Source organism: Streptomyces pyxinae, assembly GCF_024756275.1.
Classification (GTDB): Bacteria; Actinomycetota; Actinomycetes; order Streptomycetales; family Streptomycetaceae; genus Streptomyces; species Streptomyces pyxinae.
In genome coordinates, this window is the sequence record NZ_JANUGQ010000003.1 from 343,618 (window position 1) to 364,187 (window position 20,570).

A 20,570-nucleotide genomic window follows, 5' to 3' on the forward strand; every position below is an offset into this window, starting at 1 on the left:
GGCCTCCCGGGGGCCCGGGCCCCGGGGAGCTCACACCCCGATGTCCCGGCCGTCCTTCCGGTAGACCACCACCACGGACGGCCGGACGATCCGCCCCGGCCCGTCCGGCCAGGCCGAGGCGGGCTTCTCCACCGACGCCCCGTCCACCTCGCCCGGGTGCTGTACGGAGACGAGCACCCGGCGGTCCTGCACCAGCGGCCCGCAGGTCTCGGCGCCGGTCGGCACGGTCAGGAACTGCTTCAGCTCACCGCGCCGGTCGCCCCGGGTCGCGACCCCGAACAGCCCGTCGTGCGAACCGAGCTGGTTGCCGTCGGTGGAGATCCAGAGGTTGCCGTGCGGGTCGAAGGCCACATTGTCGGGGCAGGAGATGGGGCTCACCCGCTCCTTGGGGTACCCGGCGAAGTAGGTGGCCGGGTCCTCCGGGTCGCCCGCCACCAGGAACAGCCGCCAGGCGAAGCGGTCCGAGGCCGGGTCGTTCCGGCGCTCGGCCAGCTCCAGGATCTGGCCGTGCTTGTTGAGGGCACGCGGATTGGCCTCGTCGGCGGGCGCCTTGCCCGGCTTGCCCCGGTCGGTGTTGTTGGTGAGGGCGACATAGACCCGTCCGGTGCGCGGCGAGGGTTCCACGTCCTCCGGGCGGTCCATCGTGGTGGCGCCCACCCTGTCCCCGGCGAGCCGGGTGAAGACGTACACCTCGTCGGCGGTCATCCCCGGCACGTGCGAGACGTCCCCGGTCGCCAGCGGGATCCAGTGGCCGGAGCCGTCGAACTCCCCGTCGGCGGGCAGCTTCCCGGTGCCGTCGATCTCCCCCGGGGAGTCGCCGGTGAGCCGGGCGACATAGAGCGTGCCCTCGTCGAGCAGCGTGAGGTTGTGCTCGCGGGCGCGGCGCGAGGTGCCCCGCATCATCCGCCTGGCGGAGACGAACTTGTAGAGGTACTCGAAGCGTTCGTCGTCGCCCATGTAGACCACCGGGCGCCCGTCGTCGGTCAGCCGGGGCTGCGCCGCCTCGTGCTTGAACCGGCCGAGCGCGGTCCGCTTGCGGGGCGTGGAGTCGGGGTCGTACGGGTCGAGTTCGACCACCCAGCCGAACCGGTGCGGCTCGTGCGGCTCCTGGGCGGCGTCGAAGCGCTTGTCGAACCGCTCCCACTTGCGCTCGGTGGCGCCGGCGCCGATCCCGTACCGCTTGTCGGTGGTACCGGAGCCGTGCGCGAAGTACTGGTTGATGTTCTCCTCGCCGTGCAGCGTGGTGCCCCAGGGGGTGGTGCCGCCCGCGCAGTTGTTGAGGGTGCCGTACACCTTCCGCCCGGTGGGGTCGGCGGAGGTGCGGAGCAGCGGTGAGCCCGCCGCCGGACCGGTCAGCCGGAACTCGCTGGTGGCGGTGAGCCGTCGGTTGAGCGGATGGCGGCGGACCGGGGTGAGCCGCCCGGTCCGGTGCTCGCCCTGCACGACGACCACCGACAGGCCGTGCGCCGCCCAGGCGACCTCCACCTGTTCCCGGGTGGGGTGTTCGGGGTCGTAGCCCCGGAACATCAGCACCTCGTCGGTGTACTCGTGGTTGGCGACGAGCACCTGGCGGCCGGGCTCGCCCGGGAGCGGCAGCAGCGAGAGGAAGTCGTTGTTGTACCCGAACTGTCCGGACTGGGCCTTCGCCGTCTGCCGCTCGGGGTCGAAGTCGGGCGTCCCGCGCAGGATCGGGTCGCCCCAGCCGATGACCACCTGTTGGGTGTAGCCGTCCGGGACGGTGACCCGGTCGTCCCGGTTGGGTGCCACCGGCGTGAACCGCAGCCCCCGGGCGCCGTCCCGGCCGGACACCCCCGGGCGCCCGGCACCGGTGGCGGCGGCGGGCGTGGCGGCCCGGGCGGGCGGGGCGCCGTGGACGGCCAGGGCGCTTCCGGTGGCCGCCGCGACGGTGACCACGGCGGCGCCGCGCACCAGGGAGCGGCGCGACAGGGCGTCGGCGATCACATCCCCGGCGTACTCGTTGCCGCTGGTGTTGGGCACCTCGGCGAAGCAGGCGTCACCGCAGCGGTAACGGCAGGTCAGGGCGGACCGGCCGCCCGGGTGGGCGGTCAGCAGCGGGAGCAGCTCGGGCACGTCGTCCTCCTCCGGCGCACTCCGCGCCGACACCGTGTCGGGAATCTCGTCCGGCGGCGACGCTAGGACGGTCCGGGAGTACGGCGGCGGCGACGGCATGAACGACGGGTGAAGGAGATCCGTACGGGACGGGGTTGGCGCGAACGCACCTTGCCGTTCCGGGGCCGCACGGGGCGGCTAACCTTACGTGACCGTCATGGCCAGGGATGATTCCCGGCGGTACGGACACGGAGGCCCCACCCCCACCCCGTGCACCCGGCTGCACCCCATACGCAACCCAGCTGCACCCCACTTGCACCCCACATGCGAAAGGTCTCGCCCATGGGCATTCGGAGCTTGATGCGCAAGGTGTTCGGACGCGAGCGTGCGGAGCACGAGGAGACGGCGAACGCCGCCACCGTGCCGCCCCAGACGGAACGCACCATGCCGGCCGAACCCGAGGAGCCCGCCGCCTCCGCGCCGGCCGGGTCCGAGGACTCCGCCACGTCTGCTTCGGCCGACCCCGAGGAGCCCGCCACGTCCGCGCCGGCCGGGTCCGGGGAGCCCGCCTCCGCGCCGGCCGGGAAGCCCGCCGCCTCCGTACCGGCCCCGGCGCGGCCCGCCCCGGCCGAGCACGCCGACGAGGGCCCGTCGGCGGCGGAGCTGGTGGCCGCCTCCTTCGACAACCCGCAGCCCGCCGCCCGCCCCACCGTCCCGGCCGCCCGCGAGGCCGCCGACGCCGCCCCCGACCCGGCGCCGGAGCCCGAGGCCCCGGCGGCTCCGGGCGACGAGGCCGAGTCCGCGCCCCGGGAGGCGGCGGCCGCGCGGGACGAGGCCCCGGAGGCGAAGCCGGCCGAGACCCCGGAGGCACCCGCTTCCGAGGAGCCCACCGCGGAGAAGCCCGCTGCCGAGGAGGCCGCCGCCGAGGAGGCCGCCGCCGAGGAGCCCGCGACTCAGGAGCCCGCCGCCGAGGAGCCCGAGGCCCGCGAGCCCGGGGCCCAGGCGAAGGGCGCCTCCGAGGCCGACGAGGCCGACGAGCCGGAGGCCCCCGCCTCCGAGGTGGTGGCCGGACAGCCGTCCCCCGAGCCGCGGTCCGAGGCCGCGCCGGAGACGGAGCCCGCCGAGGTGGAGGAGCCCGAGGCGGAGGCCCCGAAGGCGCAGGCCCCCGAGGCGGAGGCCCCCGAGGCCGACGAGCCCGAGGACCGCGAGGAGGACGCCCCCGAGGGAGAGGCCCCCGAGGCGGAGGCCCCCACCGCCGAGCGGCCGGCCGGGGCGGAGGCCCCCGAGGCGCCGGAGACGGAGGCGCCGGCCAGGCCCGCCCTCTCCGCCGCGCGCGTCAAGTCGCGGGCGCCCCGCCTGGCGGAGCCGTACAAGGCGGCCGGCGCGGCCCTGCGGAAGTACGGCCTGACCGGCACCCGTGCCACCGTCTATCTGGTCCTGGACCGCTCGGGCTCGATGCGGCCGTTCTACAAGGACGGCAGCGCCCAGCACCTGGCCGACCGGGCCCTCGCGCTCGCCGCCCATCTCGACGAGAGCGCCACCGTGCCCGTGGTCTTCTTCTCCACCGAGCTCGACGGCACCGCCGAGCTGACCCTCACCGATCCCGAGGACCGGATCGAGGTGCTCCACGACGGCCTCGGCCACATGGGCCGTACCCACTACGACCGGGCCGTCCTGGAGGTGCTCAGGCTCCATGAGGAGTCGGCCGACCCGGAGCGCCCGGCCTTCGTGCTGTTCCAGACCGACGGGGCGCCCGAGTCGCGCACGGCGGCGACCGAGGCCCTGGAGCGGGCGGCGGCGTCCGGCCGGAACCTGCACTGGCAGTTCGTGGCGTTCGGCGCCGAGGACGCCAAGGCGTTCGACTACCTCCGCAAGCTGGACCTGGAGCGGACCGGCTTCTTCCACGCGGGCCCCGAACCGCGCGAGGTCCCGCAGCCGGCGTTCTACCGGGAGATCCTGTCCACCTGGTCCGGATGAACGGGCGGGGCGGGAACGGCCCGGACCCGAACCGGCCGGACCCGAACCGGCCGGACCCGAACCGGCCGGACCCGAACCCGGCGGGGCGGGAACGCCCGGCACCGTACGGCACGACACCGCGTCGCCCCCGGCCGCCACACCCCGGTCACCACACCCGGCCACCCCGCCCCGGGCGCCCGAAAACCACAGGCGGGCGCCCGGAAAGGGCCGGATACGATAGGGAGGATCGGGACGGACACCACAGACGAGTTCCGTCCCCCCTCGTATCGACCTGGGAGCAGCCCGCGATGGCTCAACACCTCATCACCAGCGCCCTTCCGTACATCAACGGGATCAAGCACCTGGGCAACATGGTGGGGTCCATGCTCCCGGCCGACGTCTACTCCCGGTACCTGCGCCAGCGTGGCCATGACGTGCTCTACATCTGCGCCACCGACGAGCACGGCACCCCGGCCGAGCTGGCCGCCAAGGAGCGCGGCATCCCGGTGGCCGAGTTCTGCGCGGAGGCGCACGACGCGCAGAAGGCGGTGTACGACGGCTTCCAGCTGGCCTTCGACTACTTCGGCCGCAGCTCCAGCCCGCAGAACGTCGAGATCACCCAGCACTTCGCCCGCCGCCTCCAGGAGAACGGCTTCATCGAGGAGCGGGCGATCCGCCAGGTCTACTCGCCCGCCGACGGCCGTTTCCTGCCCGACCGCTATGTCGAGGGCACCTGCCCGCACTGCGGGTACGACAAGGCGCGCGGCGACCAGTGCGAGAACTGCACCCGGGTCCTGGACCCCACGGATCTGATCGGGCCCCGCTCGGCGATCAGCGGCTCCACCGACCTCGAAGTGCGCGAGACCACGCACCTGTTCCTGCTCCAGTCGGCCCTGCAGGGCGAGGTGGAGGAGTGGGTGGCCCGCCATGAGGACGAGTGGCCGCAGCTCGCCTCCTCGATCGCCCGCAAGTGGCTGACCGAGGGCCTGCACGACCGGGCGATCACCCGTGACCTGGACTGGGGCGTCCCGGTGCCGGCCGACACCTGGCCGGAGCTGGCGGCCGAGGGCAAGGTCTTCTACGTCTGGTTCGACGCCCCGGTCGAGTACATCGGCGCCACCAAGGAGTGGGCGGACCAGGACCCGGCGAACCGCGACTGGAAGTCCTGGTGGTTCGAGGCGGCGGACGTCCGCTACACCCAGTTCATGGCCAAGGACAACGTCCCGTTCCACACCGTGATGTTCCCGGCCACCGAGCTGGGCGTGCGCGAGCCGTGGAAGATGGTCGACTACGTCAAGGCGTTCAACTGGCTGACGTATTACGGCGGCAAGTTCTCCACCTCGCAGAAGCGCGGCATCTTCACCGACCAGGCGCTGGAGATCCTCCCGGCCGACTACTGGCGCTACTTCCTGATCGCCAACGCCCCCGAGTCCGACGACACCTCCTTCACCTGGGAGCACTTCGCCGCCACGGTGAACAAGGACCTGGCGGACACCCTGGGCAACTTCGTCAACCGGGTGCTCTCCTTCTCCCGCAAGCGCTTCGGCGACGAGGTGCCGGCGGGCAAGGAGGCGGGCGACGCCGAGGCGAGGCTGGGCGAGGAGATCGCCCGGCTGCTGGGTGAGTACGAGTCCCAGATGGAGGCCCTCCAGTTCCGCAAGGCCGCGTCGGCGCTGCGGGCGCTCTGGTCGGCGGGCAACTCCTACCTGGAGGAGAAGGCCCCCTGGCTGGAGATCAAGACCGATCCCGAGGCCGCCGCGCTCACCCTGCGCACCGCGATGAACCTCATCCACCTGTACGCGGTGGTCTCCGAGCCCTTCATCCCGGCCTCGGCCCGCTCGATGCGCTCGGCGTTCACCCTGGCCGCGGGCGACACCGCGACCTGGGTCACGGCCGAGGAGGCCCGCTCGCTGGCCACCGTCCCGGCCGGTACGCCGTTCACCGTCCCGCCCGTGCTCTTCGCCAAGATCGCGGAAGAGGACCTGGACACCTACCGGGCCCGCTTCGGCGCCGCCGAGTAGCGTCCCGGCCGGCCCGCCCCGACGGCCACGACAGGGCGCCCGTTCCCCACCCGGGGGCGGGCGCCCTCGCCGTACCGCCCGCTCCGGGCCGGCTCCCCGGCGACACGAAGGCCCCGGACCCCACCGCTCGACGGCGGTACGGTCCGGGGCCTCCGGTGGTTCGGTGGCTCCGGCGGCTACTTCTCGACGGGCTTGCGGAGCTGGATGTTCAGCTCTCGCAGCCGCGCCTCTTCCAGCTCGGTCGGGGCGCCCATCATCAGGTCCTGGGCATTGCCGTTGAGCGGGAAGGCGATGGTCTCGCGGATGTTCGGCTCGTCGGCCAGCAGCATCACGATGCGGTCCACGCCCGGGGCGATGCCGCCGTGCGGCGGGGCGCCGAACTGGAAGGCGCGGAGCATGCCGGCGAACTCGCGCTCGACGGTCTCCCGCGAGTAGCCCGCGATCTCGAACGCCTTGAACATGATCTCCGGCTCGTGGTTCCGGATCGCGCCCGAGGACAGCTCGACGCCGTTGCAGACGATGTCGTACTGCCAGCCCAGCACGTCCAGCGGGTCCTGGTTCTCCAGGGCCTCCAGACCGCCCTGCGGCATCGAGAACGGGTTGTGCGAGAAGTCGATCTTCCCGGTCTCCTCGTCCTTCTCGTACATCGGGAAGTCCACGATCCAGGCGAACCGGAAGACGCCCTCCTCGAAGTGGCCAGCGCGCTTGGCGGCCTCCACGCGGACCGCGCCCATGATCTTCGAGACCTCGCCGAACTCGCCGGCGCCGAAGAAGACGGCGTGCCCGGCGGCCAGCCCGAGGCGCTCGGTCAGGACCTTGACGTTGTCCTCGGTGAGGAACTTGGCGATCGGGCCGCTGAGCGTCCCGTCCTCGCCGACCCGCACCCAGGCCAGGCCCTTGGCGCCCTGCTCCACGGCGAACTCACCGAGCCCGTCGAAGAACTTGCGCGGCTGGGCGGCGGTGTCCGGCACTGGCAGGGCGCGGACGTGCTTGCCGGCGAACGCCTTGAACTCCGAGCCCGCGAAGACGTCGGTGATGTCCACCAGCTCCAGCTTGGCCCGCAGGTCCGGCTTGTCGTTGCCGTACTTCAGCATCGACTCGCGGAACGGGATGCGCGGGAACGGCGAGGTGACATGACGGCCGCCGCCGAACTCCTCGAACAGCTCGGTCATCAGCTTCTCGATGGGGCGGAAGACGTCCTCCTGCTCCACGAAGCTCATCTCGACGTCGAGCTGGTAGAACTCGCCCGGCGAGCGGTCGGCGCGGGCGTCCTCGTCGCGGAAGCAGGGCGCGATCTGGAAGTAGCGGTCGAAGCCGGAGATCATCAGCAGCTGCTTGAACTGCTGCGGCGCCTGCGGCAGCGCGTAGAACTTGCCGGGGTTCAGCCGGGACGGCACCACGAAGTCGCGCGCGCCCTCGGGGGAGGTGGCGGTGAGGATCGGGGTGGCCATCTCGTTGAAGCCGAGCGCGGTCATCTTCTGCCGGATGGCGGCGATGACCGCCGTGCGCAGCATGATGTTGCGGTGCATGCGCTCGCGGCGCAGGTCGAGGAAGCGGTACTCCAGGCGCCGCTCCTCGTTGACGCCGTCGTCCGCGTTGATGGTGAAGGGGATCTGCTGGGCCGCGCCCAGGACCTCGACCTCGCCGGCCTCGATCTCGATCTCGCCGGTGGCCAGCTCCGCGTTGACGTTCTCGGCGCCGCGCGAGACGACCTTGCCGTCGACCCGGACGACGGTCTCCTTGGTCAGCTTGTCCAGCGCCTCGAAGGCGGCCGTGCCGGGCCGGGCGACGAGCTGCGTGATGCCGTAGTGGTCGCGCAGATCGATGAAGAGGATGCCGCCCAGGTCGCGCCGATTGTGCAGCCAGCCGCTCAGCCGGACGTCGGTGCCGACGTCAGAGGCGCGGAGCTCGCCGCAGGTGTGGGACCTGTACCGATGCATCGTCGTTCATCCACTCTTCGGGGTAGGGGGTATGGCTCGACCCGTCAAGGTTACCGTCCACGCCAAGATCCCCCGGCGGTACGGGAAACCCACCGGGGGCACCCGGGAAGCGCTCGGCAGGCATCCGGGAGGCGGATCCGCGGGCGCTCGGCGGGCTTCCGGGGATCGGGTTGGCAGATGCGCCGGGGTGTCCGGGGGACCGGGTCCGCAGATGGCCGGGGGGTCCGGGGGAGCGGGTCGGCAGCGGCCCGGGGCGGAGTCCGGGGAGGGATCGGATCGGCAGGAGCGCGGGAGCCGTCCGGCACCCCGCTACCGGACGGTTTCCGTACGGTGTCCGCCCGGCTTCCGCACGGTCTCCATACGGCTCCGGAGCCCCGCCGCGCCCTCGCCCGGCGTCCGATACGCTCGGTGGCGCCCGATCCGCTCATCTTCCTAAAGTGGGGCAATGCGCACCGAGGACGTCCTGGCCGCGATCGCGACCGGCCTGTGGCGCTGGGACAACGCCGCCGGAGTCGTCACGCTGGACGCGGAGGCGGCCCGGCTGCTGGGCCTGCCCGCGGAACCCGCCAGGCTCTCCGAGGCGGCCGTGCGCTCCCGCTTCCACCCGGTCGACTGGAACGAGCTGGACGGCACCGTCAATCTCGCCATCGCGGAAGGCACCCTCGCCGAGGCCCGGCTGCGGATCATGGATGTGAGCGGCCGGGTGCTCCGTACCGTCCGCAGTCGGTCCAGGCCGCTGCTGAAGGCGGGCGGCAAGGACGGCTCCAAGGAGGGCGCCTTCGAGCTGGTCGGCACCCTCCAGGAGGTGGCCGAGCCGCAGCCCGGCACGGCGGCCCGGACCCCGGTCACCGGCGACTGGCGCCGCTCCCGCGAGGCGTTCCTGCTGGACGCGGGACGGGCGCTGGCCGAGGCGCGGTCCACGGCCGAGGTGCTGCGGGTGGCCGCCTCGCTGTCGATGCCCGGTTTCTCGCCGGACGGCCTCGCCGTCTTCGGTGTCTCGGGTGACCGGCTGCGGATCATCGGCCACCACGGGCAGGAGGCGGCCGACGCCGATCCGTTCACCGAGATACAGCTGGACACCGACTACCCGGCGGCCGAGGTGGTGCGGACCGGCCGGGCGATCTATCTGCCGACCCCGGACGAGTACCGGACCCGCTATCCGGCGACCTGGCCGCTGGTGCGCCGGTTCGAACGGCACTCCTGGGCCTTTCTGCCGCTGATCGTGGCGGGTCGCACCATGGGCGCCTGGATGGCGGCGTTCAGCTACCCGGTGGGTTTCACCCCGGACGAGCGCTCGGTGCTCACCACGGTGGCCCGGATGCTGGCCCAGGCGCTCGCCCGGGCCGGGGTGGCCGAGTCCGAGCGGGAACTCTCGCTGGGTCTCCAGCGGACAATGATGCCGGTGCTCGGCCCCGCCATCCCCGGCATGGAGGTGGCCGCTCGGTATGTGCCGACCGGCGGCGGGCTCCAGGTGGGCGGTGACTGGTACGACATGATCCAGCTCCCGGGCGGCCGGATCGCCCTGGTCATCGGGGACGTCCAGGGCCATGACGTCCGGGCCGCCGGGCTGATGGGCCAGCTGCGCATCGCCCTGCGCGCGTACGCCTCCGAGGGCCACCGGCCGGACGCGGTGCTCTCCCGGGCCTCCCGGTTCCTCTACGGCATCACCGACGGGGCCGAGGGCGACCACGGGGCGGCGCGCTTCGCGACCTGCCTCTATCTGGAGGTGGACCCGGCCACCGGGACGCTGGACATCGCCCGGGCGGGCCATCCGGAGCCGGCGGTGCGGATGGCCGACGGCACGGTGCTGCTGCGGCCCACCTCGGGCGGGCTGCCGCTGGGCATCGTCCCGGACACCGACTACCCGACGACCCGGCTCACCCTGGAGCCCGGCGAGACGCTGATGATCTGTACCGACGGCCTGCTGGAGACCGGCGGCCACGACCTCGACTCCGGCTGGCTGCGCATCCGGGCGCTGCTCGAACAGCACGACGACGTGGCCGACACCCTGGAGGTGCTGGCCGACCGGCTGGTGCAGGCGGTGCACGGACCCGGCTCGCACCACACCACGGGCCCGCTGGTGGACCGCCGCGAGGACGACATCGCGGTGCTGCTGCTCTCCCGGACCGGTACCCCGCTCCGTACCGCCGCCCCGCGCCGGACCGTGATGACCGTCGCCCAGGCCGAGCCCGAGCGGATCGCCGCCGCCCGGGGCCATCTGCGGGACCTGCTGCACGACTGGGCCGACCCGGAGCAGGTCGACTCGGCCGTGCTGATGGTCTCCGAGATGGTCACCAATGTGCTGGTCCACACCGACGGGGACGCCCTGCTGGTGGCCGAGGCGAGCGGCGACCACGGCAAGCGCCGGCTGCGGGTGGAGGTCGCCGACGGCAGCGACGAGCTGCCCCACAAGCGCCGCCCCGGCGAGATGGCCTCCTCCGGCCGGGGCCTGATCCTGATGGAGCTGCTCGCCCACTCCTGGGGCGTCGACCCGCGCGGCGAGGGCAAGTCGATCTGGTTCGAGCTGTACGAGAACCAGGGCGCCGAACCGGCCGGGGAGATCGACCTGGACGCCTTCCCGGCCCTCTGAGCCGACCCCGGGCCCCGCTCCAGTTCCACCGCTCCGCCTGTTTCACGTGAAACACCCGCCCCCGCGCGTCTCACCCCCCGCCCGCCCCGCCGCCGTACCGTTCCCGGGCCTCGCCCAGGACGCCGAAGGCGGCGGCGGTGACCGGGACGGCGAGCAGCATGCCGAGGATGCCCGCGACGGAGGCGCCGGCGGTGATGGCCAGCAGCACGACGGCCGGGTGCATCTGGACGGTACGGCTCTGCACCACCGGCTGGAGCACATGGCCCTCCAGTACCTGGACGGCCAGCACCACCCCCAGGGCCCAGAGCGCGATCACGAACCCCCGGTCGGCCAGGGCCACCAGGATGGAGACCGCCCCGGAGATGAAGGCGCCCAGGTAGGGGATGTAGGCGCCGACGAAGACCAGGGCGCCCAGACCCAGCGCCCCCGGCACCCGCAGGATCAGCAGTCCGACCGTGATGCACACGGCGTCGATCAGGGCGATGAAGGTGGTTCCGCGCATGAACCCCTCCACCGCGCCGAACGCGCGCCGGGCCATCGCCTCCACGGTGTCGCCCGTGCCGTGCGGCACCATCCCGCGCAGCGCGCCCAGCGCCCGGCCGGAGTCCCGCAGGAAGAAGAAGACCAGCAGCAACGCCAGGACCGCCATGGCGACCATCTCGGCCACCACACTGATCCCGCTGATCACTCCGGAGGCCGCCGTCCCGCCGAACTTGCCCAGCAGCTCACGGGCGTTTCCCGCCAGATCGTCCACGGACGTCCCCAGCGCCCCGAACCGCTCGGAGAGGTCCCGTGCCGCCCGCCGCACCGAGGCCACGATCTGGTCCCCGGACTGGATCAGCGCGTGCACCACGATGTACCCGGCACCGCCCACCACGACCAGCACGGCCGCGCAGGTGAGACCCGCGGCCAGCGAACTGTTCACCCGCATCGCCACCAGCCGCCGGTGGAGCGGCCCGAGCAGCGCCGCGCCGAGCAGGGCGAGCAGTACCGGGATGACGGCCGTCCGCAGGATGACGCACAGCCGTACCCCGACATACGCGACGGCCGTCACCAGCAGCACCACCACGCACCAGGCGGCGAGACGACGGACGGGCACCGGAAGGCTCTGCATCCCCCCACGCCACCATGCTCCCGGTGCCCCCGCCCCCCGAACGGACCCGCCCGGGGGAACGGGTGCTCCGTTCCCCCGGGCGGGGTGCTCGCGCGAGCGGGGCGCTCCCGTGCGGGCGGTGCCGGGGCTGTGCGGGCGGTGCCGGGCCTACAGGCTGCCGTCCATGCCGTGGACGGCCGGGATCCGGCCGAGGCGGCCGGCCTGGAAGTCCTCGAAGGCCTGCTTCAGCTCGTCCCGGGTGTTCATGACGAACGGCCCGTAGTGCGCCATCGGCTCCCGGATCGGCCGGCCGCCGAGGAGGACGACCTCCAGGTCCGGGGTGTTGCCGTCCTGCTTCTCGTCGGCCCGCACGGTCAGGGCGCCGCCCTCGCCGAAGACCGCCGTCTGGCCCAGGTGGACCGGCCGCCGCTCGGCGCCGACCGTGCCGCGCCCGGCCAGGACGTACGCCAGGCCGTTGAAGTCCGCCCGCCACGGCAGGGTGATCTCGGCGCCGGGGCGCAGGGTCGCGTGGACCATGGTGATCGGGGTGTGGGTGGCCCCCGGCCCCTGGTGCCCGTCCAGCTCCCCGGCGATGACCCGGAGCAGCGCGCCGCCGTCCGGGGAGGCGAGCAGCTGCACCTGGCCGCCCCGGATGTCCTGGTACCGGGGCGCCTTCATCTTGTCGGCGGCGGGCAGGTTCACCCAGAGCTGGAGGCCGTGGAACAGCCCGCCGGACATGACCAGCGACTCCGGCGGCGCCTCGATGTGCAGCAGCCCCGACCCCGCGGTCATCCACTGGGTGTCGCCGTTGGTGATGGTGCCGCCGCCCCCGTGCGAGTCCTGGTGGACGAAGGTGCCGTCCAGCAGGTACGTCACGGTCTCGAAGCCCCGGTGCGGGTGCCAGGGCGTGCCCTTGGGCTCACCGGGCGCGTACTCCACCTCGCCCATCTGGTCCATCATGATGAACGGGTCCAGGTACCGGTAGTCGATCCCCGCGAACGCGCGGCGCACCGGGAAGCCCTCCCCCTCGAATCCGCTCGGCGCCGTGGTGACGGCGAGCACGGGGCGGGGCACCGCGTCGGCGGAGGCGGTGACACGGGGCAGGGTGAGCGGATTCTCGACGGTTACGGCGGGCATGACGCGTCCTCCTCGGGTGCGGCGTACCAGCAGAGTAGTTGAATTCTGAACTTCTTGCCACCGGAACACGAGAAGGGCCCGGAGGTATTCCCCCGGGCCCCGCCCGCTCGTCCCTGCCTCTGAGTACCGCTTCCCCGGCCGTACATGCGCCCGCGCCGGCCGTACGCACGCGGCGCCGGCCGTACGCGCGGCGTGGCGTCAGCCGTACATGCGCCGCATCGCGAAGTCGACCATCTGCTCGACCGCCTTGGCGTCGAAGACCATCCGGTGCTCGCCCTCCATGTCCAGGACGAAGCCGTACCCGGTGGGCAGCAGATCGATCACCTCGGCGCCGGTGATCACGAAGTACTTGGACTCCTTGCCCGCGTACCGGCGCAGCTCCTTCAGCGAGGTGAACATCGGGATCACCGGCTGCTGGGTGTTGTGCAGCGCCAGGAACCCCGGGGTGTCGCCGCGCGGGCAGTACACCTTGGAGGTCGCGAAGATCTGCTGGAAGTCCTCGGCGGCCAGCGCGCCCGTGGTGAAGGCGCGCACCGCGTCCGCGAGCGAGGGCGGCGACGGCTCCGGGTACAGCGGCTGCTGCTGCCCGTACCCCTGCTGGGGCTGCCCGTACTGCTGCTGGGCGCCCGCGTTCTGGTCGTAGCCGTACATGTCCCTAGCGTACCGAGCCCGCGCCCCGGCCCCCGCCCCCGGCCCGCCCTTCCGGCCGCCGGTCCGCCGCGGTCCGCCACCGCGTCACCGGCGCCTGCCCGACGGGATGTTGGCGTCCGGGCGTGTCCCCGGCCGGGCGGGAGAACGCCGGCCGGAGGAACGCGGCCGGGACGGCGGAAGACCCGATTTCCGGGCAGGCCGCCAGCCCGGCGGCGCCGGCGGGGTCGGCCGGCCCGCTCGGTGTCGGACACGGCAGGAAACCGGCCCGGCCGCAAGACCGCCGCGCGGCCCGCGTCACAGATCGGCTCATAGGGGTTGCTCTTATTACCGGTGGGTAGCATCATCGGAGCTACTAGCTGGTACGTGTACGAGGATTCCGCCTCCCCGACCCATACGGAGCCTTTCGCCATGGGGCACTACAAGTCGAATCTCCGCGACATCGAGTTCAACCTCTTCGAGGTGCTCGGGCGCGACAAGGTGTACGGCACCGGTCCGTTCGAGGAGATGGACGTCGAGACCGCCAAGAGCGTCCTGGACGAGCTGCGCCGCCTCGCGGAGAACGAGTTCGCCGAGTCGTTCGCGGACGCCGACCGCAACCCGCCGGTCTTCGACCCGGAGACCAACACCGCGCCGGTCCCGGAGACGTTCAAGCGCTCCTACCAGGCGTACATGGACTCCGAGTACTGGCGGCTGGGGCTGCCGGAGGAGATCGGCGGCACCACCTCGCCGCGCTCGCTGATCTGGGCGTACGCGGAGCTGATCCTCGGCTCGAACCCGGCGCTCTGGATGTACTCCTCGGGCCCCGCCTTCGCGGGCATCCTCTTCGAGGAGGGCAACGACACCCAGAAGAAGATCGCGGAGATCGCGGTCGAGAAGCAGTGGGGCTCCACCATGGTGCTCACCGAGCCGGACGCGGGCTCGGACGTGGGCGCCGGCCGGACCAAGGCGGTCCAGCAGGAGGACGGCTCCTGGCACATCGAGGGCGTGAAGCGGTTCATCACGTCCGGTGAGCACGACATGTCGGAGAACATCCTCCACTACGTGCTGGCCCGTCCCGAGGGTGCCGGTCCGGGCACCAAGGGGCTCTCGCTCTTCCTGGTCCCGAAGTACCACTTCGACTGGGAGACCGGCGAGCTGGGCGAGCGCAACGGCGTCTACGCCACCAACGTCGAGCACAAGATGGGCCTCAAGGCGTCCAACACCTGCGAGATGACCTTCGGCGACCAGCACCCCGCCAAGGGCTGGCTCATCGGTGACAAGCACGACGGCATCCGCCAGATGTTCATGATCATCGAGTTCGCCCGCATGATGGTCGGCACGAAGGCGATCGCCACCCTCTCCACCGGCTACCTCAACGCGCTGGAGTACGCCAAGGAGCGCGTCCAGGGCGCCGACCTGGCCAACTTCATGGACAAGACCGCGCCCAAGGTCACCATCACGCACCACCCGGACGTGCGCCGCTCGCTGATGACGCAGAAGGCGTACGCCGAGGGCATGCGCGCCCTCGTCCTCTACACCGCCGCCGTCCAGGACGAGATCGCCGTCAAGGAGGCCGGGGGCGAGGACGCCAAGGCGCTGCACGGCCTCAACGACCTGCTGCTCCCGATCGTGAAGGGCTACGGCTCCGAGAAGTCGTACGAGCAGCTGGCGCAGTCGCTCCAGACGTTCGGCGGCTCCGGGTACCTCCAGGAGTACCCGATCGAGCAGTACATCCGGGACGCCAAGATCGACACCCTCTACGAGGGCACCACCGCCATCCAGGGCCAGGACTTCTTCTTCCGGAAGATCGTCCGCGACCAGGGCGCCTCGCTCAACGCGCTGGCCGAGGAGATCAAGAAGTTCCTCGCGCTCGCCACCGGCGGCGAGGAGCTGGCCCCCGCCCGCGAGGCGCTGGCCAAGGCGGCCGTGGACCTGGAGGGCATCGTCGGCGCCATGCTGACGGACCTGACGGCCACCGGCGAGGACGTCAAGAACATCTACAAGGTCGGCCTCAACACCACCCGCCTCCTGCTGGCCTCCGGTGACGTGGTCGTCGGCTACCTGCTGCTGCGCGGCGCCGCCGTGGCCGCCGAGAAGCTGGAGACGGCCGCCGGCAAGGACCGCGCCTTCTACCAGGGCAAGATCGCGGCCGCGAAGTTCTTCGCCGCCAACATGCTGCCGGCCGTCTCGACCGAGCGCGCCCTCGCCGAGTCGGTCGACGGCTCGCTGATGGAGCTGGACGAGGCGTCGTTCTGACCCTCGGTGCCGCTCGGGCCGCCTGACCGCCGCCCGGCTCCCGGAGCCGGCCCGGTCACACCGGGCGGCCCACGGCCCGCTCCCGCCGCTCACCGAGCGCGCGGGGGCGGGCCGTCCGTCGTGGTGGCGGTATCCGCAGGCACGCGGCCGTCACCGGCAGCAGATCGCCCAGCAGCACCGGCTCGCGATCCGTCGTGTCGGTCGCCGCCCGGGCGCAGCCCGCGCAGAGCGGCAGGCCCAGCGCGGCGCTCCACCGGGCGTCCGGCGCCGCGCAGGCCGCGCAGGGGACACGGCCGGGCGCGGGGGCGGACAGGGTCGCGGGGGCGGCGGGCACCACCGCGGTCGCCGTCGTGGTCATCAGGGCACCTCCGGTCGTGGACTCGTGGACTCGTGGACTTGTGGGCTCATGAGCTCGCCGAGTCGTGAGCCCATGGAGTTGTGGAGCCATGGAGCTGTGGAGTCGTGAGCGGATGCCCGTGATCTCCGTGATCTCCGTGGTTCTGGTGGTCCCAGTGATCGCCGGTGATCACCGGTCGTCCGCGTAAGGCGTCTCTTTCCGTCCCCCAGGTCTTCCGGTACCGCGGGTCTTCCGGTCCCTCGGCGGCCGTGGCGACAGGGCACCACCACTGCTTCCGCATCGTCGCAGCCACCACTGACAACGCCCTCCGGAGCCGGGCGGCCCCGCCCGTACAGTGGGCCGCATGACCAGCTCGATCGCCCGCTTCGACCGCGGCCACACCGACGACCTGATGACCTTCCTGGCGGCCTCCCCGTCGCCGTACCACGCCGTGGCGAACGCGGCGGAGCGGCTGGAGAAGGCCGGTTTCCGGCAGCTCTCCGAAACCGACGCCTGGGACGGCACCAGCGGCGGCAAGTTCGTGATCCGGGGCGGCGCCCTGATCGCCTGGTACGTCCCCGAGGGCGCCGCCGCGCACACCCCATTCCGGATCGTCGGCGCCCACACCGACTCGCCCAACCTCCGGGTCAAGCCCCGCCCCGACAGCGGCGCGCACGGCTGGCGGCAGGTCGCCGTGGAGACGTACGGCGGCACCCTGCTCAACACCTGGCTCGACCGCGACCTCGGGCTCGCCGGCCGGCTGACGCTGCGGGACGGCTCGCACCGGCTGGTGAACGTGGACCGGCCGCTGCTGCGGGTGCCACAGCTCGCCATTCACCTGGACCGGCAGGTCAACGAGGGCCTGAAGCTGGACCGCCAGCGGCACATGCAGCCGATCTGGGGGCTGGGCGAGGACGTGCGCGACGGCGACCTGGTCCGGTTCGTCGCCGACGAGGCGGGGCTCGACGCCGAGGACGTGGCCGGCTGGGACCTGATGGTCCACTCCGTGGAGGCGCCCGCGTATCTGGGCCGGGACCGCGAGCTGCTGGCCGGTCCGCGCATGGACAACCTGCTGTCGGTGCACGCGGGTGTCGCGGCGCTGGCCGCCGTCTCGGCCGCCGACGGCCTGGAGTGCGTCCCGGTGCTGGCCGCCTTCGACCACGAGGAGAACGGCTCCGAGTCCGACACCGGCGCCCAGGGCCCGCTGCTCGGCACGGTGCTGGAACGATCCGTCTTCGCGCGCGGAGGCGGCTACGAGGACCGGGCCCGGGCCTTCGCCGGGACGATCTGCCTCTCCTCCGACACCGGTCACGCCGTGCACCCCAACTACGCGGAGCGGCACGACCCGACGCACCACCCGCGCGTCAACGGCGGCCCGATCCTGAAGGTCAACGTCAATCAGCGGTACGCCACCGACGGCGGCGGCCGGGCCGTGTTCGCGGCGGCCTGCGAGACGGCGGACGTGCCCTGGCAGAACTTCGTCTCCCACAACGACATGCCGTGCGGCACGACCATCGGTCCCATCACCGCCGCCCGGCACGGCATCCGGACCGTGGACATCGGGGTGGCCATCCTGTCCATGCACAGCGCCCGTGAGCTGTGCGGCGTGGACGACCCGCACCACCTGGCCAACGCCCTGGTGGCGTTCCTGCGGTAGCCCGCCGGCCGCCCGGACCTCTCCGGCCGTCTCCGCCCGCCGCCGCACACCGGTGGCGGGCGGCGGTGTTTCCGCAGGTCGGGGCCGTTGTCAGTGGGGTGGTGCAGTATCGGTCCCGTCGCTTTCCGAAGGAGTCCTGAGGCGTTCTCAGGGGGCCTTGCGAAGGGTGGGGAGGCGGCACGGAGCGGGAGAACGGGGGACTTGCCGTGGTGATCGCCAACCAGCGGGTGGTGGGCCACACCTTTCTGCGCCGGCTGTACGCGGACGCGTACTTCCCGGACCAGGTGCTCGACCGGGCGCGGGTGATCCTGCTGCGGCTCTGCGCGTGGATCGAGGCGGAGCCGCCCGACGACCTGGCCGGGCTGTACGCGCTGACGCGGACGGCGACCGAGGAATTCAACGCGCTGGAAACCGAGTTCGAGGCGGCCGGCGGCATGATCGATACGGTCGCCCGCGAGGAGATAGCCGAGGAGTTCGCGTTCGTGGCCTCGGCGTACGGGTTCGCGGACGCGGACGTGGAGGAGCTGGTCGCCGCACGCGAGTGGTGAGCCGGGGGCAGGTCTGCCGACGGTTTCGCGAACGGCCGTACGAACAGTGTCGGTTGACGGCTCATAGGGCGCGCGGTACGGGGTACCCGATCCCCCTCAGCTTACGAGGAGGCGGGAATCATGGGCCTGGGTGGCTGCATCATCCTCATCGCGGTCGGAGCGATCCTCACCTTCGCGACCGACTGGCACGCCGAGGGGGTCAACCTCACGGTGGTCGGGGTGATCCTGATGGCCGTCGGCATCATCGGCGTCACCGTGTTCACCAGCATCGCCCGGCGGCGGCGCGCGGTCGTCCCGCCGGTGGCGCCGACCGTGGTCGACACCGACCCGACCGCCGACCGCCGCTACTGAGTCGAACGGCCGCGCGGTACGGGTCCGGGCCGCCCGGGACCGACCTCCCGGGTCCCGATGTGTGCCCCGGGTCCGGGGCGGCCGTGCCTCCGCGCCCCGGGACCATGCCCGGGGCGCGGGGCTACCCTTCGGTGTCCGTGTCCAGGCCCGCGAGGATCAGCGGGAGACGGGCGGTGGCGCCCTCGGTGAGCTTCACCGGGACGCCCCAGTCCTGCTGGTGCACATGGCAGGCGGGGTACTCGTTGGCCGGGTCGTCGTCGCAGGAGGCGGCCATCGCCGAGACGTGCAGCACGCCCTCGGGAACCGCCGGGTTCAGCGTCAGCTCGCGGGAGAGGTCCGTCTCGGTGCCCTCGCCGGCGGCGAGCAGCTCCGGCGGGGTGGCCGAGACCAGCAGCCGAGTGGAGGGGCCGTACCGCTCGTCCAGCTTCTGGCCGGCCGGGGCGCGGAAGATCACCTCCAGCCGGAGGGCGCCCGGGGCGACCTCGGTGGCCTGGCGCCGGGTGCGGTGGGCGACCGCCTCCACCCGGACCGCCTCCTCGGGCAGCCGGAGCCGGGTCAGCCGGTGCCGGGCGGACTCCACGACCACGATGTCCTCGCCCAGCAGCACGGCGTCACTGGGCTCCCGGAGGTCGGTGGCGAGGGTGGTGACCTCGTCGCTCGCCGGGTCGTAGCGGCGCAGGGCATGGTTGTAGGTGTCCGCGACCGCCACCGAGCCGTCCGGGAGGGCCGTCACGCCCAGCGGGTGCTGGAGGAGGGCCTGCCCGGCCGCGCCGTCCCGGTGGCCGAAGTCGAAGAGACCGCTGCCGACGGCGGTGTGCACGGCACCCTCACCGTCCACGTACCGCAGCGCGCTGTTCTCGGAGTCGGCCACCCAGAGCCGGTCCTCGCCGGCCGTGGCGAGCCCGGAGGGCTGGGCGAACCACGCCTCCTCGCCGGGCCCGTCGACCAGGCCCTCGTTGGTGGTGCCCGCCGCCACCCGGACGGTGCCGGACTCGGGGTCGTACGCCCAGAGCTGGTGGACACCGGCCATGGCGATCCAGACCTCGCCCCGCCACCAGGCCACGTCCCACGGCGAGGAGAGCGCCACCTCGCGGGCCGGGCCCGAGGTCGGTGAACCCTGCCACCACTGGGCGCCGGTCCCGGCGACCGTGCTGGTCACCCCGGTGCCGGGGTCCAGCACCCGCAGGGCGTGGTTGACGGTGTCCGCCACCACGACCCGGCCGTCCGGCAGCGCGGTGAGGCCCTGCGGCTCGTTGAAGGACGCCTCGCCGGGCCCGCCGTCGGTGAGGCCGCGCTCCCCGGAGCCGTACCGGCGGACCACGGTCTCGCCGTCCGGTTCCAGCTCGACCAGCTGGTGGCGGGTGGTGTCGGAGACCAGGAACCGGCCGTCGGCCAGCAGCAGCGCCTTGCCGGGGAAGCGGAGGTGGGTGGCGACCGGCTCGGGCGGGACGTACGGCCCGTCGCCGCGCCGCAGGGTGCCCTTGGCGGCGTGCTCGGTCTCCAGCTCCTCGACCAGCCGCTCGATGGCGGTGGCATGGCCCTCGCCCGCGTGCTGGGCGACCACATACCCCTCGGGGTCGATCACGACCAGCGTCGGCCAGGCGCGGACGGCGTACTGCTTCCAGGTGGCCAGCTCGGGGTCGTCCAGCACCGGGTGGTGCACCCCGTACCGCTCGACGGCGTCCACCACGGCCTGGTGCTCGGCCTCGTGCACGAACTTCGGCGAGTGGACGCCGATGATCACCACGGTGTCCCGGTGCTTCTCCTCCAGCTCCCGCAGCTCGTCCAGGACATGCAGACAGTTGATGCAGCAGAAGGTCCAGAAGTCGAGGATGACGATACGTCCCCGCAGGTCGGCGAGGGTGTACTGCTTACCGCCGGTATTGAGCCAGCCGCCCTTGCCGATCAGTTCGGGGGCCCGGACGCGCGCACGTGTAGCCATGCCTCCATCCAACCTCATGGGGGCAGGTGCGCATTCCCGCCA

At 72.7% G+C, this 20,570-nt stretch carries 14 protein-coding genes; 7 read left to right on the plus strand and 7 right to left on the minus strand.

Translation table 11 applies throughout. The features are described 5' to 3' along the window. Positions 1 to 30 precede the first annotated feature (30 nt). The gene (locus tag NX801_RS06340) at positions 31 to 2,091 is read right to left on the minus strand and encodes a PhoX family protein (RefSeq protein ID WP_258786042.1); all 2,061 of its coding nucleotides are present in this window, start codon (positions 2,089 to 2,091) and stop codon (positions 31 to 33) included. Between the two features lie 321 nt (positions 2,092 to 2,412). Between NX801_RS06340 and NX801_RS06345 the strand changes: the two genes are divergently transcribed. Together NX801_RS06345 and metG are read left to right on the plus strand one after the other, a co-directional pair. Further along, positions 2,413 to 4,047 carry a VWA domain-containing protein gene (locus tag NX801_RS06345; RefSeq protein ID WP_258786043.1) on the plus strand — a complete coding sequence of 545 codons (1,635 nt, stop codon included), beginning with the start codon at positions 2,413 to 2,415 and terminating at the stop codon, positions 4,045 to 4,047. Between the two features lie 287 nt (positions 4,048 to 4,334). Then, positions 4,335 to 6,047, plus strand: a complete 1,713-nt coding sequence (gene metG / locus NX801_RS06350) for a methionine--tRNA ligase (protein WP_258786044.1) — start codon at positions 4,335 to 4,337, stop codon at positions 6,045 to 6,047. Between the two features lie 176 nt (positions 6,048 to 6,223). Here the strand turns inward: metG and aspS are convergent, their stop codons facing one another. Further along, positions 6,224 to 7,987: an aspartate--tRNA ligase gene (gene aspS / locus NX801_RS06355; protein WP_258786046.1), complete on the minus strand. Its 1,764-nt coding sequence runs from the start codon at positions 7,985 to 7,987 to the stop codon at positions 6,224 to 6,226. A gap of 445 nt (positions 7,988 to 8,432) precedes the next feature. On the opposite strand from aspS, the gene NX801_RS06360 reads away from it, so the two are divergent. Then, positions 8,433 to 10,577: an ATP-binding SpoIIE family protein phosphatase gene (locus NX801_RS06360; protein ID WP_258786048.1), complete on the plus strand. Its 2,145-nt coding sequence runs from the start codon at positions 8,433 to 8,435 to the stop codon at positions 10,575 to 10,577. Between the two features lie 70 nt (positions 10,578 to 10,647). On the opposite strand, the gene NX801_RS06365 is transcribed toward NX801_RS06360, so the two are convergent. The 3 genes from NX801_RS06365 to NX801_RS06375 form a co-directional block, all read right to left on the minus strand. After that, entirely contained in the window at positions 10,648 to 11,691 is a 1,044-nt protein-coding gene (locus NX801_RS06365; RefSeq protein WP_258786050.1) for an AI-2E family transporter, read from the minus strand. A 147-nt stretch (positions 11,692 to 11,838) separates the two neighbouring features. Further along, positions 11,839 to 12,807, minus strand: coding sequence for a pirin family protein (locus tag NX801_RS06370; RefSeq protein WP_258786051.1), 969 nt, complete (start codon positions 12,805 to 12,807; stop codon positions 11,839 to 11,841). 198 nt (positions 12,808 to 13,005) lie between these two features. After that, positions 13,006 to 13,458 (minus strand): SseB family protein, encoded by a 453-nt coding sequence (locus NX801_RS06375; RefSeq protein ID WP_258786058.1) that lies wholly within the window; start codon positions 13,456 to 13,458, stop codon positions 13,006 to 13,008. Between the two features lie 408 nt (positions 13,459 to 13,866). Between NX801_RS06375 and NX801_RS06380 the strand changes: the two genes are divergently transcribed. Next, entirely contained in the window at positions 13,867 to 15,693 is a 1,827-nt protein-coding gene (locus tag NX801_RS06380) for an acyl-CoA dehydrogenase (protein ID WP_258786128.1), read from the plus strand. A gap of 55 nt (positions 15,694 to 15,748) precedes the next feature. Here NX801_RS06380 and NX801_RS06385 read toward each other — a convergent pair whose 3' ends face one another. Continuing rightward, on the minus strand, positions 15,749 to 16,051 hold the full coding sequence (locus NX801_RS06385; RefSeq protein ID WP_258786059.1) for a hypothetical protein: 303 nt from the start codon (positions 16,049 to 16,051) through the stop codon (positions 15,749 to 15,751). 343 nt (positions 16,052 to 16,394) lie between these two features. Here NX801_RS06385 and NX801_RS06390 point away from each other — a divergent pair, with 343 nt between their 5' ends. The 3 genes from NX801_RS06390 (at position 16,395) to NX801_RS06400 (ending at position 18,586) form a co-directional block, all read left to right on the plus strand. Next, positions 16,395 to 17,687, plus strand: a complete 1,293-nt coding sequence (locus NX801_RS06390; protein ID WP_258786060.1) for a M18 family aminopeptidase — start codon at positions 16,395 to 16,397, stop codon at positions 17,685 to 17,687. A 206-nt stretch (positions 17,688 to 17,893) separates the two neighbouring features. Continuing rightward, entirely contained in the window at positions 17,894 to 18,235 is a 342-nt protein-coding gene (locus tag NX801_RS06395; protein ID WP_258786061.1) for a DUF5713 family protein, read from the plus strand. A gap of 120 nt (positions 18,236 to 18,355) precedes the next feature. Beyond that, the gene (locus NX801_RS06400; protein ID WP_258786062.1) at positions 18,356 to 18,586 is read left to right on the plus strand and encodes a DUF6458 family protein; all 231 of its coding nucleotides are present in this window, start codon (positions 18,356 to 18,358) and stop codon (positions 18,584 to 18,586) included. Between the two features lie 121 nt (positions 18,587 to 18,707). On the opposite strand, the gene NX801_RS06405 is transcribed toward NX801_RS06400, so the two are convergent. Beyond that, complete coding sequence (locus NX801_RS06405; protein ID WP_258786063.1) at positions 18,708 to 20,528, minus strand: NHL domain-containing thioredoxin family protein; 1,821 nt, start codon at positions 20,526 to 20,528, stop codon at positions 18,708 to 18,710. Positions 20,529 to 20,570: the final 42 nt, after the last annotated feature.

Coding starts and splice junctions, on each gene's coding strand:
- NX801_RS06345 (WP_258786043.1), top strand. CDS start 2,413: ATGGGCATTCGGAGCTTGATGCGCAAGGTGTTCGGACGCGAGCGTGCG.
- metG (WP_258786044.1), top strand. CDS start 4,335: ATGGCTCAACACCTCATCACCAGCGCCCTTCCGTACATCAACGGGATC.
- aspS (WP_258786046.1), bottom strand. CDS start 7,987: ATGCATCGGTACAGGTCCCACACCTGCGGCGAGCTCCGCGCCTCTGAC.
- NX801_RS06360 (WP_258786048.1), top strand. CDS start 8,433: ATGCGCACCGAGGACGTCCTGGCCGCGATCGCGACCGGCCTGTGGCGC.
- NX801_RS06365 (WP_258786050.1), bottom strand. CDS start 11,691: ATGCAGAGCCTTCCGGTGCCCGTCCGTCGTCTCGCCGCCTGGTGCGTG.
- NX801_RS06370 (WP_258786051.1), bottom strand. CDS start 12,807: ATGCCCGCCGTAACCGTCGAGAATCCGCTCACCCTGCCCCGTGTCACC.
- NX801_RS06375 (WP_258786058.1), bottom strand. CDS start 13,458: ATGTACGGCTACGACCAGAACGCGGGCGCCCAGCAGCAGTACGGGCAG.
- NX801_RS06380 (WP_258786128.1), top strand. CDS start 13,867: ATGGGGCACTACAAGTCGAATCTCCGCGACATCGAGTTCAACCTCTTC.
- NX801_RS06385 (WP_258786059.1), bottom strand. CDS start 16,051: ATGACCACGACGGCGACCGCGGTGGTGCCCGCCGCCCCCGCGACCCTG.
- NX801_RS06390 (WP_258786060.1), top strand. CDS start 16,395: ATGACCAGCTCGATCGCCCGCTTCGACCGCGGCCACACCGACGACCTG.
- NX801_RS06400 (WP_258786062.1), top strand. CDS start 18,356: ATGGGCCTGGGTGGCTGCATCATCCTCATCGCGGTCGGAGCGATCCTC.
- NX801_RS06405 (WP_258786063.1), bottom strand. CDS start 20,528: ATGGCTACACGTGCGCGCGTCCGGGCCCCCGAACTGATCGGCAAGGGC.